18 protein-coding genes are annotated in these 16,839 nt (G+C 35.3%); 12 read left to right on the forward strand and 6 right to left on the reverse strand.

The features are described from left to right. Positions 1-32 precede the first annotated feature (32 nt). The 3 genes from J2Y60_RS09065 to J2Y60_RS09075 all read left to right on the forward strand — a co-directional run bounded on the left by J2Y60_RS09065 (position 33) and on the right by J2Y60_RS09075 (position 1,848). Positions 33-617 carry a hypothetical protein gene (locus J2Y60_RS09065; protein WP_309920498.1) on the forward strand — a complete coding sequence of 195 codons (585 nt, stop codon included), beginning with the start codon at positions 33-35 and terminating at the stop codon, positions 615-617. Between the two features lie 25 nt (positions 618-642). Further along, on the forward strand, positions 643-1,395 hold the full coding sequence (locus J2Y60_RS09070; RefSeq protein WP_309920494.1) for a glycoside hydrolase family 75 protein: 753 nt from the start codon (positions 643-645) through the stop codon (positions 1,393-1,395). Between the two features lie 102 nt (positions 1,396-1,497). Continuing rightward, positions 1,498-1,848, forward strand: a complete 351-nt coding sequence (locus J2Y60_RS09075; protein WP_309920491.1) for a protein-tyrosine-phosphatase — start codon at positions 1,498-1,500, stop codon at positions 1,846-1,848. Positions 1,849-2,033: 185 nt separating this feature from the next. Here J2Y60_RS09075 and J2Y60_RS09080 read toward each other — a convergent pair whose 3' ends face one another. After that, positions 2,034-2,639 (reverse strand): NAD(P)H-dependent oxidoreductase, encoded by a 606-nt coding sequence (locus tag J2Y60_RS09080; protein WP_309920489.1) that lies wholly within the window; start codon positions 2,637-2,639, stop codon positions 2,034-2,036. 190 nt (positions 2,640-2,829) lie between these two features. Here J2Y60_RS09080 and J2Y60_RS09085 point away from each other — a divergent pair, with 190 nt between their 5' ends. After that, a complete protein-coding gene (locus J2Y60_RS09085; protein ID WP_309920487.1) occupies positions 2,830-3,165 on the forward strand; it encodes a helix-turn-helix domain-containing protein in 336 nt (111 codons plus the stop codon). 166 nt (positions 3,166-3,331) lie between these two features. Further along, complete coding sequence (locus J2Y60_RS09090; protein WP_309920484.1) at positions 3,332-4,105, forward strand: hypothetical protein; 774 nt, start codon at positions 3,332-3,334, stop codon at positions 4,103-4,105. A gap of 215 nt (positions 4,106-4,320) precedes the next feature. Here the strand turns inward: J2Y60_RS09090 and J2Y60_RS09095 are convergent, their stop codons facing one another. Beyond that, positions 4,321-5,421 (reverse strand): serine hydrolase, encoded by a 1,101-nt coding sequence (locus J2Y60_RS09095; RefSeq protein WP_309920481.1) that lies wholly within the window; start codon positions 5,419-5,421, stop codon positions 4,321-4,323. A 26-nt stretch (positions 5,422-5,447) separates the two neighbouring features. Continuing rightward, positions 5,448-7,169 carry a CocE/NonD family hydrolase gene (locus J2Y60_RS09100; protein ID WP_309920477.1) on the reverse strand — a complete coding sequence of 574 codons (1,722 nt, stop codon included), beginning with the start codon at positions 7,167-7,169 and terminating at the stop codon, positions 5,448-5,450. A gap of 52 nt (positions 7,170-7,221) precedes the next feature. Here J2Y60_RS09100 and J2Y60_RS09105 point away from each other — a divergent pair, with 52 nt between their 5' ends. From J2Y60_RS09105 to J2Y60_RS09120, 4 genes are all read left to right on the forward strand, one after another. Further along, entirely contained in the window at positions 7,222-7,386 is a 165-nt protein-coding gene (locus J2Y60_RS09105) for a hypothetical protein (protein ID WP_309920474.1), read from the forward strand. A gap of 137 nt (positions 7,387-7,523) precedes the next feature. Beyond that, positions 7,524-7,922: a hypothetical protein gene (locus tag J2Y60_RS09110; protein WP_309920471.1), complete on the forward strand. Its 399-nt coding sequence runs from the start codon at positions 7,524-7,526 to the stop codon at positions 7,920-7,922. Positions 7,923-8,280: 358 nt separating this feature from the next. Next, positions 8,281-10,026, forward strand: a complete 1,746-nt coding sequence (locus tag J2Y60_RS09115; protein WP_309920468.1) for a GMC family oxidoreductase — start codon at positions 8,281-8,283, stop codon at positions 10,024-10,026. Positions 10,027-10,203: 177 nt separating this feature from the next. Continuing rightward, a complete protein-coding gene (locus J2Y60_RS09120; protein ID WP_309920465.1) occupies positions 10,204-10,857 on the forward strand; it encodes a gluconate 2-dehydrogenase subunit 3 family protein in 654 nt (217 codons plus the stop codon). A gap of 78 nt (positions 10,858-10,935) precedes the next feature. On the opposite strand, the gene lysA is transcribed toward J2Y60_RS09120, so the two are convergent. Both lysA and J2Y60_RS09130 read right to left on the reverse strand, forming a co-directional pair. Beyond that, complete coding sequence (lysA, locus tag J2Y60_RS09125) at positions 10,936-12,180, reverse strand: diaminopimelate decarboxylase (RefSeq protein ID WP_309920461.1); 1,245 nt, start codon at positions 12,178-12,180, stop codon at positions 10,936-10,938. A 285-nt stretch (positions 12,181-12,465) separates the two neighbouring features. Then, positions 12,466-13,287 carry a hypothetical protein gene (locus J2Y60_RS09130; protein ID WP_309920459.1) on the reverse strand — a complete coding sequence of 274 codons (822 nt, stop codon included), beginning with the start codon at positions 13,285-13,287 and terminating at the stop codon, positions 12,466-12,468. A 221-nt stretch (positions 13,288-13,508) separates the two neighbouring features. Between J2Y60_RS09130 and J2Y60_RS09135 the strand changes: the two genes are divergently transcribed. The 3 genes from J2Y60_RS09135 to J2Y60_RS09145 all read left to right on the forward strand — a co-directional run bounded on the left by J2Y60_RS09135 (position 13,509) and on the right by J2Y60_RS09145 (position 15,279). Next, the gene (locus J2Y60_RS09135) at positions 13,509-13,946 is read left to right on the forward strand and encodes an OsmC family protein (protein ID WP_309920456.1); all 438 of its coding nucleotides are present in this window, start codon (positions 13,509-13,511) and stop codon (positions 13,944-13,946) included. A gap of 170 nt (positions 13,947-14,116) precedes the next feature. Further along, positions 14,117-14,323 (forward strand): hypothetical protein, encoded by a 207-nt coding sequence (locus tag J2Y60_RS09140; protein ID WP_309920453.1) that lies wholly within the window; start codon positions 14,117-14,119, stop codon positions 14,321-14,323. Between the two features lie 161 nt (positions 14,324-14,484). Next, positions 14,485-15,279 carry a thymidylate synthase gene (locus tag J2Y60_RS09145; RefSeq protein ID WP_309920452.1) on the forward strand — a complete coding sequence of 265 codons (795 nt, stop codon included), beginning with the start codon at positions 14,485-14,487 and terminating at the stop codon, positions 15,277-15,279. 67 nt (positions 15,280-15,346) lie between these two features. Here the strand turns inward: J2Y60_RS09145 and J2Y60_RS09150 are convergent, their stop codons facing one another. Then, complete coding sequence (locus J2Y60_RS09150; protein WP_309920449.1) at positions 15,347-16,564, reverse strand: bifunctional 3,4-dihydroxy-2-butanone-4-phosphate synthase/GTP cyclohydrolase II; 1,218 nt, start codon at positions 16,562-16,564, stop codon at positions 15,347-15,349. Between the last annotated feature and the right edge of the window lie 275 nt (positions 16,565-16,839).

The raw sequence follows: 16,839 nt of genomic DNA on the forward strand, positions 1-16,839 counted from the left end.
GTTTGAATAACCAATTTAACTTATAAATAACCATGAACTTCATTTGTAATGCTTTGGCACTGTTGATAGTCTTCAGTGCAATTTCCCTTTCGGTCAAAACAAAAATCCTAAAAGACATCTGTGTGATTGATTCTGATACTGGTCCTGTAGAAACCTATAGTTTTGCCCGTACACAAGGATTATGGTGGACAACCATAATAGGTGCCTGTTTTGTGATTGGCTTTGGTATCAGAGGCGAAGTAATACCACTCAATTCAACCTGTTTGGTTTTACTAGGTATAGGCGTTGGTACTACTGCTGTAGCGAATATCATCGATAGCAGTACTACTCCTCCAACAGTAGTTGTAGATAATCCTAAGGCTGAAAGTGAAATGCCTCCTAAACTTAGAAAACCAATTAATTTTTTCACTCAAATACTTTCAGACTCAACAGGGGTTACTGTATATCGCTATCAAGCCCTAATTTTCAACCTTATCTTTAGTGTTGTTTTTTTAGTAGTTTTTTTCAAGAAAATGGCACATGGAGACAGAGATTTCCCAGAATTTAGTCCTGAAACCCTAGGCTTGATGGGTATTAGCGCTACTACTTATTTAGGCATGAAAGCTACTGAAAAATAAAAAAATTACCTTAAACTTTACTACGATGAAAAGAATCTTAACTTTAGTTTTAGTCCTCTTCTTTAGTGAAGATAGTATTGTTGGTCAAACTACTTGTGAAAAAGTTGATTTAAAACTTTCTTATCCTAAAAACCCAACTGCGAAAGTTTGGAAGATTAATAATGCAGTTATTGGCTATGTATCAGAGATGACAATTGATGTTGATGGGTCGCCTCGGGCTTATCATCCTCAGAATATAGGCTTGGACAATCTTTCTAGTGCTGGAGGAGTTGGTAATGTAAGTCCGAGTGTCATTGTATTTGAGGGTAACAAGCCATATATACAAAAATCTTCTGACCCATTCCCTGGATATTACCTTTCCCAAACTTCTTTGGTAGATGCTACTAAAAAAGCAACAGACTATAGAAGATATGTAAATTCCGAAGAAATCCCTTATATCGCTATTCCTCCTAATTTGATAGCGAAAGGTGTCAAAAAAGGTGATTTGGCTTATGTATTTAATCAAAAAACAAACAAAGGAAGTTTTGCAATTGTTGCAGATACGGGTAATAACAAACACATAGGAGAAGGCTCTGTAAAACTATCTGAGAATTTAGGTATTAAATTGATTTATAAGAAGAATTTGAAGCAAATTATTGCTTCAGATTCTGACAAAGGAATTGTTTATTTAATCTTCCCCAATTCTGGCAACAATAAACCATTGACCTTGGCAGAGATTGAGGCTAAATCGCAACAATTTGATAAAGCTGAGATTAAGAAAATGATTGCGTGTTTGTAATAATGGTAGGGACGAATTACATTCGTCCTTGTGTACAAACCAATAGGACGAATGCAATTCGTCCCTACTTACTGTTTTTAGTATAAGTAATGAAAATATTGAATGATAACAACTGAAAGACCAAACATATTGGTAGTTTGTGGAAAAAACAAAAAGCGTAGCAGAACAGCAGAGCATATTTTTAAAAATGATCATCGCTTTAATATTCGGTCAGTAGGATTGAGCCCCAAGAGTGTAAGGAAAATTTCTGAAAACGATTTGAACTGGGCTGATTTTGTTTTTGTGATGGAGACAGACCAAAAAGCGAAAATCAAGGAGGTTTATAGTTTTCTGGAATTACCTACTATTGAAAATCTCGATATTCCAGACGATTATGAGTTTATGGATGATGAACTTGTAGAGATACTGACTGATAAAATCAATGATACCTTAATGGATGTTTATGAATTATAAGTCTTTCGCTGTCATTTATTTTTAATAACGTAGAGGTAATCCCTTGTGGTTGCATTTGTAGGTACAAAACGGTAACCCTTGCGGTTACCGCTACTTTTTAATGGCTTATGTTATATGATTGATTTTACGGCTGGAAGCCTTTTGAGAGTAGTCACTCACTTGGAAGTGAGCGACTGCTGGACATATTAATTAATTTTTATACTCTCAATAGCTTTTGCCATGGCGTATTCCTTCACATTTGGCACTTTTAATCCTTCGGCTCGGAAAACGGTTAAATCTGTCATACCTAAAAAGCCAAGAAAAGCCTTTAAATAGGGGGCAACGAAATCGTTGGCTTTGCCTGCACCTTCTGAATAAATACCACCAGAAGACATGGCAACATAAACTTTTTTTTCTGTTATCATCCCAATAGGTCGGCCGTCCTCACCATATCCGAAAGTTATTGCAGGTCTAGTCACATGGTCAATCCAAGCCTTTAGCGATGTGTGAATAGTAAAATTAATAAGTGGTGCACCTATTACAATGATGTCTGCCCCGAATAACTGTTTAACCAATCTATCAGATAAGCTAATTGCTTCTTGTTCTTCTTCATTCAGTTGATCATTAGGAATAAAAAATGTACGCAGGGTAGTAGGAGTAAGATGCGGCATTTCGATATCGACCAAGTTTAATTCTTCAAGTTCATTGTCTGGATACTTTTCCTGAATTTTTTCAACTATGGCATTGCCTAGCTTAATGCTACAAGACTCTTTGCCTAGTAGGCTAGATTTTAAATGAAGGATACGTTTCATAAATGTTTTATTGATTAATTTAAAATTCCGAGATTGTCAGTCCTTTTAAAAGGTTTTTTCTCTCGAATTGTCAAGGACAAAGGTATTGCCTTGAAGTATACAAAAGTTAGTAGTTACCCAAAGGAAAGCGGTTACTTTTAGGAAAGTTTGTATCTTTGTAGGGATGAAAACAATTGAAAATGAAATACTTATGAGCAAGACAGAATGTGCTGGGTCGCTCAAAAACGTCATCGATGCGATGTATGTTCTTAATGGAAAGTGGAAACTTCCTGTAATACTTTGCTTAGTCCAATCGCCAAAACGTTTTAGCGAGATTCAGCATGAAATCACGGGCATATCGCCCAAGGTATTATCCAATGAATTGAAAGATTTAGAATTAAATTACCTTATCACACGTAAAGTGTATCCTACTACTCCAGTGACTATTATTTATGAAGCAACTGAATATAGCCATACTTTAAAAAGTTTATTAAATGAATTGAGTATTTGGGGAGAACAGCACAGAAAAAAGATTAAAGAACAGTAGGGACGAATTGCATTCGTCCTATTGTTTGGGAATAAGGTCGTATTCAATACCAACCCTACGTTTTATTTTACTATTCACAACTATTATTTAATATACCTATTGAATAAAAATAATGAGTATTTTTAGAGGTCAATTAACAATCAATCAAAAACAATATCTCAATAAAATGAAAACAATATTATCTCTTTTTTTTATTGTTAGCTCATTTTCAATTTTTTCCCAAACAAATTGTCATAACGATATTTTAAGTGGAGAGAAGATGTATGAAGAAAACAAAAAAAATGTATTTCTTGCATCTGACTTTTCAGATTTGTGGAACAAGACAGATAATTATAACGTATTGGGTGTGCTAGGAGATGATTTTCAACGTATTAAGGTAAGGGTTATTACTGTTGTTAAAAATACCAATAATCCAGAAGAGTATTTTGTTTATGGTAAATCAAACGTAAAAGGGAATGTCTGCGATTTTATTGGTAAAATAATCGTGGAGAAAATTCATGAGACAAAGCGAGAGCAATTTGGTGTGGATAATCAAGCCAAGGATACAGGCATTAAAACTCAAGGGCTATTAATCGCTAAATATGAATTTTTTGAAAATAGAAATCAATCCCATACAGGTGTTTTTACAGGACAATTACGCACGAAATGGTATATTAATAAAGATAACCAAGTGAAGTATGATGATATCAACTTGCTTTCAGATGGATATTTTAATAATGCTTTTGAAGGTACTTGGACAATGTATAATACTAAAAAATCTAAAATTTGTAAATGGGCAGATTATCGCGTACCTAATATTGCCTGTGACTTTGATTTAGGGGCAGGAGAGTTTAGTCCCAACGAAAAATATTTTGATAAAGGATGGTTGAGTTATGCAAAGGCTTTTCTATCAAACGATGAGCAATATAAAAATGAGGAGTTTGCCGAATGGTGGAAATAAATGCTAAGCTAAGGTGTTCAAATAATATAAATGGATAGTAAATTGTATTAACCTATTAAAACTTTAGTCATTACTCAGATGAGTACGTCTCTACTGCAACTCGATATTATTCACACTGGCATTGCTACCTTAGCACTGCTTATTGTAGGTATCGCTTTGTGTAACGTTGTTTCTTAAATTTTTTCTAAGGAATCAGCATATTTTGAAGCTACTGTCTATTTAATTCCGCTGTTTTTATTTAACTCTTCCAGAATATTGTTAGCCATCATCGTCATGTTCTTTTTATTCATTGTTTCGTTTACAAAAATGATAATACCTGTTTTGTATTTTGGCGAAAACTTACAAATACTATTACAGCCCCAGCCTGTTCCTAAATGATAGATAGTATTGTTTTGTTCATCCAATCGCCATGCTAATGCCATTGAATTATTGTTATCTTCAAAGGTTTTCTGGTGCGATAGTTTTATAGCCTCGTTGATTGCTAAGATATTTGCTTGGATATATTTCACCATATCGTCGGTAGTACTGCATAGACCTGGACCTGTAGTCATGTCTTCAATGCTTTTTGTACGGCTCACAATTGCAGCATCTTGCTTACCAAAAGCATAACTTTCCCATTCCGTCGTATTCAGTAATTCTTTGGTAGAACCAAGACTTAAAGGTTTACTGAAGTATTGGTTAATCAGGTCTTGGAAAGGCTTTTGATACACGTTTTCGAGAATTAATTTTAGGAGTGTCATTCCACTTCCAGAATAGCTGTATTTGTAGCCAGGTACAGTGTCAAGTTTAATAGCATGTAAATCTTTATAGAATTCCTCACGATTATATCCCTGCTTGAATACATATTTTTCTTCTTGATTCATGCTTTGCCAATTACTTGGGAATTTACAAAGTGATTCAGGTAGCCTAGCTGTATGGTTAGCCAGATGTACCAACCTTATAGAATTATTATTGAATTGGAGATTAGGATAGTCGCCTTTTAGGTATTTTCTAATATCATCCGTTAACTGTACCTTGTTATCCTTTACAGCTTGGGCTAGTAGTATTCCAACAAATGTTTTAGCAATAGAACCCATTGCATAAATGGTTTTGTTAGTCGGCGATTCATTCTTCCCCTTTCTTACGAGCCCATAATTAAAAAAATATTTTTTCCCGTGCTGAATAATACCAACAGATAATCCTACCGCATTAGAATCACTCATATAGACATTTGCATATTTATTGACGATAGCGTCTAATTGATTTTTGGGTAATTGGGCATTTACCCTAGTAAGGCAAGCCATTAGCAACAGTATTATTAGGGATGTTTTTTTCATGATGTTGATTAAAGTATTGTGATATATTATTTCCAAATAGGTACATTTATAAAGCTATCATTATACCATTTTATTTTTAGGGGTTCTTTGGCATCGGCTATTGTTTCATCACTCACATCTTTCCCTGTTCCATAATTGATTTGAGCAAAGGAGTTTTTATCAATGTTCAATACTACTAGCAATCTACTACCTTTACTTAACTGACGACTTACCAAACGAGTATTGGAAAATGGAATGCTCTGTATTTTGTTAGGGATTAAAAGGTTTCTTACTGTAATGTCTTTGGCATAGCTCGCACGCCCTAAAAAATAGCTTAATTCAAAATATTCACCATTAGGCATTACCTCGTATAGGACTACCCCAATATCCATGTCTTTCTTATTGATACTAGCTTTTATTTCCCCACTGAATGCCCCAGCAATTGAAATAGTTTCTTTGAATGGCTCGCTCAGAAAGAAAAAACCATTAGAGGTATCAAGCTCTTTGCGAATAATTGGGTCGGGATAATAGTCGTTGTTACTGGTAGTTCTGTCAGCTAAATCTACTTCTTGAACAAGATAATTGTGTTGCTTTGGCTTTTGTTGCGTTAGAAGATAGTCTTTCCCTGCTTTGATGTTGGTAAGGTATAATTGTAGCGTATTGTTACTCATTTTTTCTAATGAAGGAGCGTGTTTCCATTCATTAGCACCCATTACTTCATAATTTATTTTATCCTTTAAAATTTCTGGTTTTTTACCATCTTTAAGAATGTAATCAAACCATTCATAAGTAATTTGTTTGGTATTGATTAAGGCAACGGAGTCTACTTGATAACCTTGCAAAACAGCTTCACCGCCTTTTTGTGCCCCAAAATGGCTATACGGACCAATAATTAAATAATGATTAGCATTTTTATTGTATTTATAATGTTCTTTCACATAATACAATCCTGAAATCTGTGAGTCGTTATAGTAGCCATCTATCGATAAAACTGGGATATTAATATGGGTAAATTCGTCTTTATAGGGAACCATATCTTGCCAATATTTATCATAAGCAGGATGTTGGAGCCATCGTTGTAAATATTTATTAGGAGTGCCCTCTAAACTATCTATTTTACGATATGCCACACCGCTTTCCCACCATTTATTTTGCATGGCTCTCCAACGAGACCTGTTATTCCCTACAAGCGTATCAAGGTATTTGTTGTTGGAAACATAAAATGCCCATTCATAATTTGCATTGAGGAATACATTGTTTTCCATAGGTAAGCCCATTCCCGGTCGGTTGGCTACATACGGCACAATGGTTTTTAAGGCTGGATGCATTTGTTTTGTGGCTGCCCACTGACTAAAGCCATTATAGCTCCCACCATACATTCCGATTTTACCATTACACCAAGCTTGGTGACTAATCCAATCAATTACATCATAAGCATCCCTACCGTCATATTCATAAGGTGTTACTTCATCGGGACTAAATCTTTTACCCCTCGTATATGCTATTACACCCACATAACCTTTATCTGCTGCTTCTTTAACACTTTTTATATCTCTGCTACGGGCATAAATAGTGAATTGCAGGATAACTGGTTGTGGTTTATCATTATCTTTTTTGCGGACAATAATGGCTGAAATAAAAGCACCATCTCTGGTTTTTATCAACACACTGTCCTCTATATGATATACGTTGTCGACTAAATTTGTTTGGAATGCGGATGATTTAGCACCTATTAGCAATAAGCAAATGATGATAAAAATATGTCTCATTAAAGTTGTCGGTTTGGGAGGTAAATATTCGCGTTGCTAGGCATACAAACAAATGATTCACATTATTCCTGAAATGTTGCATGATTTAGCATTGACCAACAAACAACCAATTATGAAAACTATCGTACAAAATTCAAATACCTTTTCAGGAATACAAATATGTTATCAAACCGAACAGTTGTGTACTAAAACCGAACACCTTTCTAAAGAGTATTAAAATGCAAGTTCCTGATAATTAGTGTTTTATGTTTTTTGGCACAGTTCTGTTAATACTATTAGCATAATCGGAAAGATTAATCTCAGAAAATTTAATTTAAATAAACAGGAACTTTTAATTTCTAAACAACAAAAAAAATGAAATCAATAGTAAAAACTTTCGCCATTGCTTTATGTTCAGTATTGTCATTCTTTGCTAATGCAACAGACAAAAACGAAGCTACTAATACTCAGAAATCTTTTGCAGTAGGGATGTATCAAACAATTAATACATTACAAATGAATATATTGATTGAAAAGCTTGAAGGTAAAAATTTGTCAATCTCTTTGAAAAATGAAAAAGGAGAAGTGTTAGCTAACGAGTATGTTGGTAAAAAAGGAACTACCTATCGTGGTAAATTTGATTTAAGCGAATTGGAAGATGGTAAATATAGCTTTGAAATTACCGACGGTGCTACTAAAATTGTTAAGACTGTAAATGTAGGTACAGTATCACCAGTACCAGCTTCAGCAGATCGTTTTATTTCGATGAATTAATAGCAAAGCTTTAATAAAAGACATTGCTGAAACCTCTAAACTTCAATAAATAAAGGGAAGATTAAAAATTTACTTTTTAATCTTCCCTTTTTATGTTAGATAACATTTATTTCTTCATCTTTCCTCTATAATAACTCAACACTTCTTGCATGATTTTAAGCAAGTATTTGCAATTTTTGCAAATACTTGCTGTTTTTAGGATGAAATTATCTATTTTTCTGCTTTTATTGCGGTATTTTTAAGGGAATTAGGGTTTTAATATTGATTTCTTATAAAAAAGGATATAAAATATCTATTTAATCACTATTTTTCCTACTCGATTCAATAATACTCTTCAACCAAAAAAATCATTTAATAAATGCTGGACTTTCAGATTAAAGAACAATCAACAGTATATGATGTCGTTATCATTGGCTCGGGTGCGGGCGGAGGTATGGCAGCTTATGAACTGACAAAAGCAGGAGCAAAAGTTTGTGTACTAGAAGCAGGTCAATATTATGACCCAGCCGACCCTAAATATATTACACAATTAAAAAGTCCTTGGGAATCTCCTCGCCGTGGAGCATCTTCTACGCGTGCTTTTGGTGATTTTGATGCTGCTTATGGTGGCTGGGATATTGAGGGAGAACCTTATACTCGTAAAGATGGTACTAAATTCGACTGGTTCCGTTCTAGGATGTTGGGAGGAAGAACCAATCACTGGGGTAGAATTTCTCTTCGCTTTGGTCCTGATGATTTCAAAAGAAAATCTATTGATGGTTTAGGAGAAGATTGGCCAATTGGTTATGACGATGTAAAGCCATATTACGATTATGTAGATAAACTAATTGGTGTGTTTGGTACTAACGAAGGCAGAAGAAATGACCCAGATGGTTATTTTTTACCTCCTCCGAAACCACGTTTGCATGAATTAATGCTTAAGAAAAGCGCTACGAATATTGGTATTCCAGTAATTCCGTCGCGTCTTTCAATCTTGACAAAGCCTATCAATAAAGACCGTGGACAATGTTTTTATTGTAGCCAGTGTAATAGAGCTTGCCAGGCGTATGCCGATTTTTCTTCTTCATCGGTATTGATGATTCCTGCGATTAAAACAGGAAACTGTACGTTGATTACTTACGCAATGGCTCGTGAAGTATTGACAGACCCAACGACGGGTTTAGCAACGGGCGTATCGTATGTGGATACTCGTACGATGACTGAAAAAGTTGTAAAAGGTAAAATAGTAATATTAGCAGCCAGTGCGGGCGAAACAGCTCGTTTGTTATTAAACTCAAAATCTGCTCGTTTCCCGAATGGATTGGCTAATTCAAGCGGTATCGTTGGGCGTTATATCAATGACTCAACGGGTGCTTCTCGTTCAGCAATTATCCCAGCATTGTTTGATAGAAAACGTTATAATGAAGACGGAGTAGGAGGGATGCACGTGTACACACCTTGGTGGGGAGATAACAAAAAATTAGATTTCCCAAGAGGTTACCACATTGAATATGGTGGAGGTATGGGTATGCCTGCGTATGGTTTTGGATGGGGTATTGAAGGAATCAATGAAAAATTCCCAACACGCGAAGGTATCAAAAAAGCAGCGGGTGGTTATGGGGCATCTTTAAAAGAAGACTATCGTCGTTTCTACGGAGCTTATATCGGTATGGCTGGTCGAGGAGAACCTATACCTGATTATAACAACTATTGTGAAATAGACCCTACTGTCGTAGATAAATTTGGTATTCCTGTATTACGTTTCCATTACAAATGGTCGGACTACGAAATCAAGCAAGCTAGACACATGCAGGATACTTTTGAACAGATAATTACTGAAATGGGTGGTACACCGCTTGGCAAAAAACCAGATGCAAGTACCAATTATGGCTTGGCTGACCCAGGAAGAATTATTCATGAAGTAGGAACGGCTAGAATGGGTAAAGACCCTAAGAGTTCTGTATTGAATCCGAATTGTCAGGCACATGATGTGAAAAACTTGTTTGTGGCCGATGCTGCACCTTTTGTTTCTCAGGGAGATAAAAATGCAACATGGACAATCTTAGCTTTATCGGCTCGTACTTCAGAGTTTATTATTAACGAAAAGAAAAAAGGAAATTTGTAAGGGTAGACTAACCTCACCCCCAACCCCTCTCCTCCAGAGAAGGGAGCTTTAAAATCCAAAGTTTACTCCCCTTCTCTGAAGGAGAAGGGGGTGGGGGAAGAGGTTTTATTGGTTGATTATCAATAATTTATAATCTAGTGTGCAATTTTCAAATCATCAAATCATCAAATTATTTTTATGAAAAGAAGAGATTATCTTAAAAATATAGGGCTTTCGTCACTGGGTATGGCCGTGATGAGCCAAGAAGCGGTAGCCATGGAGTTATTGCAAGGACCAAAGCCTAAGCCAAAAGCGAAAGCTACGACACCAGCGGCACCAAAATATAATTATGGTAGAACAGAAGATGAGATTGCCCGTGATGCTAAATTATTGGCTGAAAAATTCTTTACTGACCATGAAATGAAAACAATCACGGTGTTGTCAGATATTATTATTCCTGCTGATGAACATTCAGGAAGTGCTTCGCAGTCGGGTGTACCAGCTTTTATAGAATTTATTGTAAAAGACCAACCAACTTTTAAAACGCCTATGCGTGGTGGTTTACGTTGGATGGACTCTGCGTCGATTAAGCGTTTTGGGAAAGAATTTATTCTTTGTACTAAGAAGGAGCAGATTAGTTTAGTAGATGAAATAGCTTATCCTAACGAAGCAAAACCTGAAGTATCACAGGGCGTAAATTTCTTTTCTTTAATGAGAAACCTAACAGCATCGGGTTTTTATTCTTCTGAAATGGGGCATCATGATATAGGCTATGTAGGTAACAGACCTAACAATTGGGAAGGTGTTCCCGAGGAGGTTTTGAAGCAATATGGTTTAAGTTATGATTCTTAAAATAAAAATGGACGAGATTTAACCTCGTCCATTTTTATAATTAATAGGTAGGGACGAATGCAATTCGTCCCTACCTATTTATACCTCCACACTCACCAGATTTCTTACAATATCATCAAAAGTTTCTCTTTTGCGAATCAACTTTGCTTGACCACCAATCACCAACACTTCAGCGGGTAATAATCTTGAATTATATTGCGAAGCCATCGAGAAACAATAAGCTCCTGCATTTTTCATCGCAATGATGTCTCCTGCCTTTACTTTATTCATTAAGCGTTCGCCTTGTTTTCCTTCTGGCGTCCATGAGAAAGTATCTGTTTCACAAATATAACCCACCACTCTGTATTCGTCTTGCTCAGATTCATCTTCGTTAGAAGCATTGAAAATATCATGATAAGATCCATACATCATTGGGCGACCAAGGTGATTGAGTCCTGAATTTACACAAACAAAAGTTTTGATTGGGTCAACTTTTACTGTATTGGCAGTTGTCAAAAACGTCCCTGCTTCACTTACTAAAAACTTGCCTGGTTCAAACCATAACTGTAATTCACGACCATATTTTTTAGAGAAATCCAAGAAAGCATTGCTTAATACTTCGCCAACTTCTTTCATATCCGTAACGATATCGCCGTCTTTATAAGCCACTTTGAACCCACCACCCAAATCGATAATCTCTAAATCTTTAAAACTAAAAGCCATTTCTAGAATAGCACTTGCTGCTTGTGTAAAAGCATCAGCATTTTTTACATCAGAGCCTGTATGTTGGTGCAAGCCGATAATTTTCATATCGTATTTTTCAACAATCGCTAAAATTTCAGCCTTCTGGTGAATCGAAATACCAAATTTAGATTCAGGGTGAGCCGTCATGATTTTTTCATTACCGCCTCCAAAAACGTGAGGTTTTAGTCGAATCAATGCCCCTTTAGTATTACCATAACGTTGGCCGAATTTTTCCAACACATCCAGATTATCCAAATTGATTCTTGTTCCCAATTCAGCCGCCAATTCAATTTCATCAAACGAAACCCCACTCGGAGTAAATGTGATTTGCGAACCTTCATATCCAGCCATCATGGCCAAACGCAATTCTTCTGGTGAAACCACATCTATTTCAACACCATGCTTTCGCATTAATTTCAAAATCGCCAAATTGGTATTGGCTTTACAAGCATATTTTATTTTGAGATTAACATTCTTGAAAGAATCACGAAGAATGGATATTTTTTCGATAATTTTGTCTGCGTCATAGACGTACAAAGGCGTACCGAATTGATTAGCTAAATCAGTGAGTTTGATGTTTTGAATTTGGTAATAAGACATTTTTAAAATTGGGATTGCGGAAATCAGAAGGTTTTATACTCTTTTAACTTCTCTTTTTGTTTTTTTCTACGAAATAGAAATGCAAAGATACTTCCTACAATTTATCTTCTGAAAACAAAATTCATGAAAGAGCTTCTTTTATCTTTGATTTTAAAATTTTTAGTTATGTTTAGAGAAGAAAACACTTCGTTTTGCCAAATCTAAATTGGCAGTACGTTTGTTTGTCAGGCTCTTGAGCATATATTCCATATTATAAGCTCAAGACATAACAAATACAGCATTCTTTTAACAACCAACAATTGTATGTTCGCCTATTCTTTTAACAATCTCTCCTTCATTAGCAGATTTTGATAAATAAATTGTTGGGCTACTTACATTGTAATGGTTAGAAGTATCAATTATCAAATCCAATATACCATCTCCGTCAATATCGCCAGTAAATAATAATTCAATCATTTGGTCATCAAAATTTGGTTCATCAACTAGAAGGCTTTTCTTTTCTAGACCATTAATTGTTGCAATCAAGTAAAGTTTATAATCTGAAACGTCAAACCATTCTGAATCTTCCTGAGTTTTCTTCTTTCTACCAGTGGCAAATATTTTATAATCAACCTCTAGATATGTAAATTTAATTGTATCGCTCGGAAATACATAGTTTTTTATAAGAGGTATACTTTCAACTTTTCTATCTGTCAAGTAAGAAAGAGCTTCAATTAAAATTAAACATGAGTCTTTATTTTCAGCAGTTACTTCCCAACCTGTTTTTATGTTTTCATCCTCGTCAAAGGGATCGTTAACATTTATCGTTTTTATTTTAGTCAATTGTAGATAATAGCTTTGGTGATGTTTAAAAAGACCAAACCAATTAGCCTTATCAGCATTCTCCCAAACCTCATTATTATGGAAAGTCCCAGTTGTGAGGACTTTAACAGAAATCTTGCTATTATCATTAATAGCTATAGATGATTTACGAGCTTCAAAATTTGATTTGGGTATTGTTAAGCTGGCATTGCTTTCATGAGTATTTTGTGATGTAGAATTGGTGCATGAAACAAATAAAAAAAATATTAAAATATACGTTAATATTTTCAGCGTTGTTGTTGTCATATTTAGTTTTAGCTAATACTTGTGAAATATTTTTAAAGCTATGTAACTATTAGTATATGTCCAATTTATTAAATAGGTTTTTATTTAGTCCTACTTTTCAACCTCCTTGACAATAGCTTAAATAAATCTTAACTTTGAACTTAATATTTTGTAGAAAAGTTAACATTTAAAGAGTAGCTCAGAAAATTAAAAGTATATAATCAGGTTAAATTCTTGAAATCATGCAAGTAGAATTAGTTAGAATAGATGATGCCTTTCATTTTCAGGCAAATGGGATGTCGGGTGTGCCAGTTGATATTGATGCTGCCGAAAATATTGGAGGACATAATGCGGGTTCGCGTCCGATGGAATTATTGTTGATGGGCTTAGGTGGTTGTACAGCTATTGACGTCATTCTAATCATGAAAAAGCAACGCCAAGTAATTGAAGATTTAAAGATTTCTGTTTCTGGTGAGCGTGAAAAAATTGAAGGAACAGAAATGACTCCTTTCCGTAAAATCAATATTCACTTCCAGTTCAAAGGTAATATTGCTGAGGATAAAGCCAAAAAGGCGATTGAATTATCAATGGAAAAGTATTGTTCGGCTACAGCCCAATTCAGTGGTTCGGCTGAAATTACGCATACTTTCGCGATTGAACCTGTTTTGGTAAATAATTGAGTGATTTACTGAATGAGCGATTTAGTGATTCTTTTAATTTTCTTATTGCATAGCAAATTAATCACTCAATTACTTACAGCTTTTCCGAATTTGTAAAAACATTTTTCAGTTTAGCTCGTTTTTTCGTTTTTAACATTTATTCGATTTTAAACATTTAATAGCTCATCCACATGAAAAAGGTAATTTTAGGTTTATCATTATTGGCACTTGTAGCGAATGTTTCTTTAGCCCACGATAAAGAAAAGGGTTCAAAATGTTGTAGTACTAAAATGGCAGCTTCACACAGTAAGTCAAAATCGAAGTGCTGTGCAGAAATGACTAAATCAGCAAAAGCTGAAAAGGTATCAGATAAAAAGGCTGTAAAGAAAACAGCTTAAATAAAAGAGCGTATTTCATTGAAAGGCTCATCAATAGTGTAAGAAGCTATTGATGAGTTATTTTTTTATGTAATTTTGAACTTGCAAGAATATTTTTTCATTTCAATCTTGTCTTTTATCACAAAACTAAAGCTCATTACTCATAGCTTACAGCAAAAAAAATGCAACAATATCATACGCTTTTAAAACATATTCTTGAGAACGGAGCAGAAAAAACTGACCGTACAGGTACGGGTACAACCAGTATTTTTGGTTATCAGATGCGTTTTAATTTACAAGAAGGTTTTCCGTTAGTTACTACTAAAAAAGTACACTTAAAGTCGATTATCCATGAATTGCTTTGGTTTATCAATGGTGATACCAATATCAAATACTTAAAAGATAATGGTGTGGGCATTTGGGACGAATGGGCTAATGAAAATGGTGATTTAGGACCAGTATATGGAAAACAATGGAGAAGCTGGACGGCTCCTAATGGCAAAGTAATTGACCAGTTGAAAGAGGTAATCAATACATTGAAGAAAAGCCCAGATTCAAGACGAATTATCGTGAGTGCTTGGAACGTAGGGGAACTTTCTGAAATGGCTTTAATGCCTTGTCATGCACTATTTCAGTTTTATGTGGCTGATAATAAATTGTCTTGTCAATTATACCAGCGTTCGGCAGATGTATTCTTGGGTGTGCCTTTTAACATTGCTTCTTATGCGTTGCTGACGATGATGATTGCACAAGTGTGTGATTTGGAGGTGGGAGATTTCATTTGGACAGGTGGCGATACGCATATCTATTCTAATCACTATGAACAAGTAGCTACTCAGCTAGCTCGTGAGCCACGTGCCTTACCAACCATGAAAATCAACCCAGCCGTAAAAAGTATTTTTGATTTCAAGTTTGAAGATTTCACGTTAGAAAACTATCATCCTTATCCTGGTATTAAAGCTCCTGTCGCGGTTTAGTATTAGCGACAGATTCTTGTCTGTAAATAAAAGGGGCTTAGTTATTCAATAACTAAGCCCCTTTTATTTATTTATGCCCCATAATAGTATGACCCATTTTGTCTCTTTTTGTGAGCAAATAGCTTTCGTTATGTGGATTTGATGCAATTTCAATTGGTACAGTTTCTACAATTTCTAAACCATATCCGAATAGGGCTGCTCTTTTCTTTGGATTGTTCGAGATTAATCTGATTTTGCTTAATCCTAAATCTCTTAAGATAGAAGCTCCTACGCCATAATCACGCTCATCCATTTTGAAACCTAACTCCAAATTGGCTTCTACAGTATCGCGTCCCATTTCTTGAAGTTTATAGGCTTTTAATTTATTAATTAACCCTATGCCTCTGCCTTCTTGGAACATATACAGAATTACACCTTTACCTTCTTTTTCTACAATTTCCATCGCACGGTGTAGTTGTTCGCCACAATCGCAACGGCAAGAGCCAAAAATATCACCTGTAACACATGAGCTATGTACCCTTACTAAAACAGGCTCATCTTTTTCCCATGTACCTTTAATGAGCGCTAAATGTGTTTCGCCAGTATTGATTTGCTTGAAAGCGATTAAATCAAAATGACCAAACTCTGTAGGCATATCAACGCCTATTTCACGTTTGATAAGGCTTTCATGTTTTAAACGATACTCTACTAAATCCTTAATGGTTACTAATTTCAAATCGAATTTATCCGCAATCGCTCTTAAATCAGCTAAACGAGCCATCGTTCCGTCTTCGTTCAATACTTCAATCAATACCCCAGAAGGTTTAAAACCCGCAAGCTTTGCGAAATCCATCGCTGCTTCAGTATGCCCGGTTCTACGAAGAACACCTTCATTACGTGCTTTCAAAGGGAAAATATGCCCCGGTCTGCCTAAGTCTTCTGGTTTGGTATTTTCATCGACCAAAGCCTGAATCGTTTTAGAACGGTCGTGTGCTGAAATACCTGTCGTACAACCATGCCCTAGTAAATCTACCGAAACGGTAAAGGGCGTTTCGTGCGTAGCAGTATTAGAACCAACCATCATGGTTAAATCCAATTCCTTACAACGTTCCTCCGTAAGAGTTACACACATTAAGCCACGACCTTCACGAATCATAAAATTGGCTAATTCTGGAGTCATCGCTTCAGAGGCACAAATCATATCTCCTTCGTTTTCACGGTCTTCATCGTCGGCTACGATGATAATTTTTCCTTGGCGAATTGCTTCAATCGCCTCTTCGATACTATCTAATTTTATCTTTGACATTGTTTTCTTGGTAAAATCTTGAATCTAGGCTCAGAGGGTGCTTCGTCATTACAATTCACTTGTATTTTTATAACCTCAAAGGTACGTTTTTTTGTTCCTTTGCGTTAAACATTAAAGCGACTATTGGCTAAAATATCTCTTGTCTTCCTTAAGAAATACTCTTTTTGACATAAGTCAGTCTCGCTGTTATTTACTGTTCTAGCGTTTTTTATTAAATTTAGCCTTGTCAATCTGGATATAAATAAATTATAAGACATAAATTTTATAGCACAATT

This window comes from Arcicella sp. BE140, from assembly GCF_031456255.1.
Lineage (GTDB): Bacteria > Bacteroidota > Bacteroidia > Cytophagales > Spirosomataceae > Arcicella > Arcicella aquatica.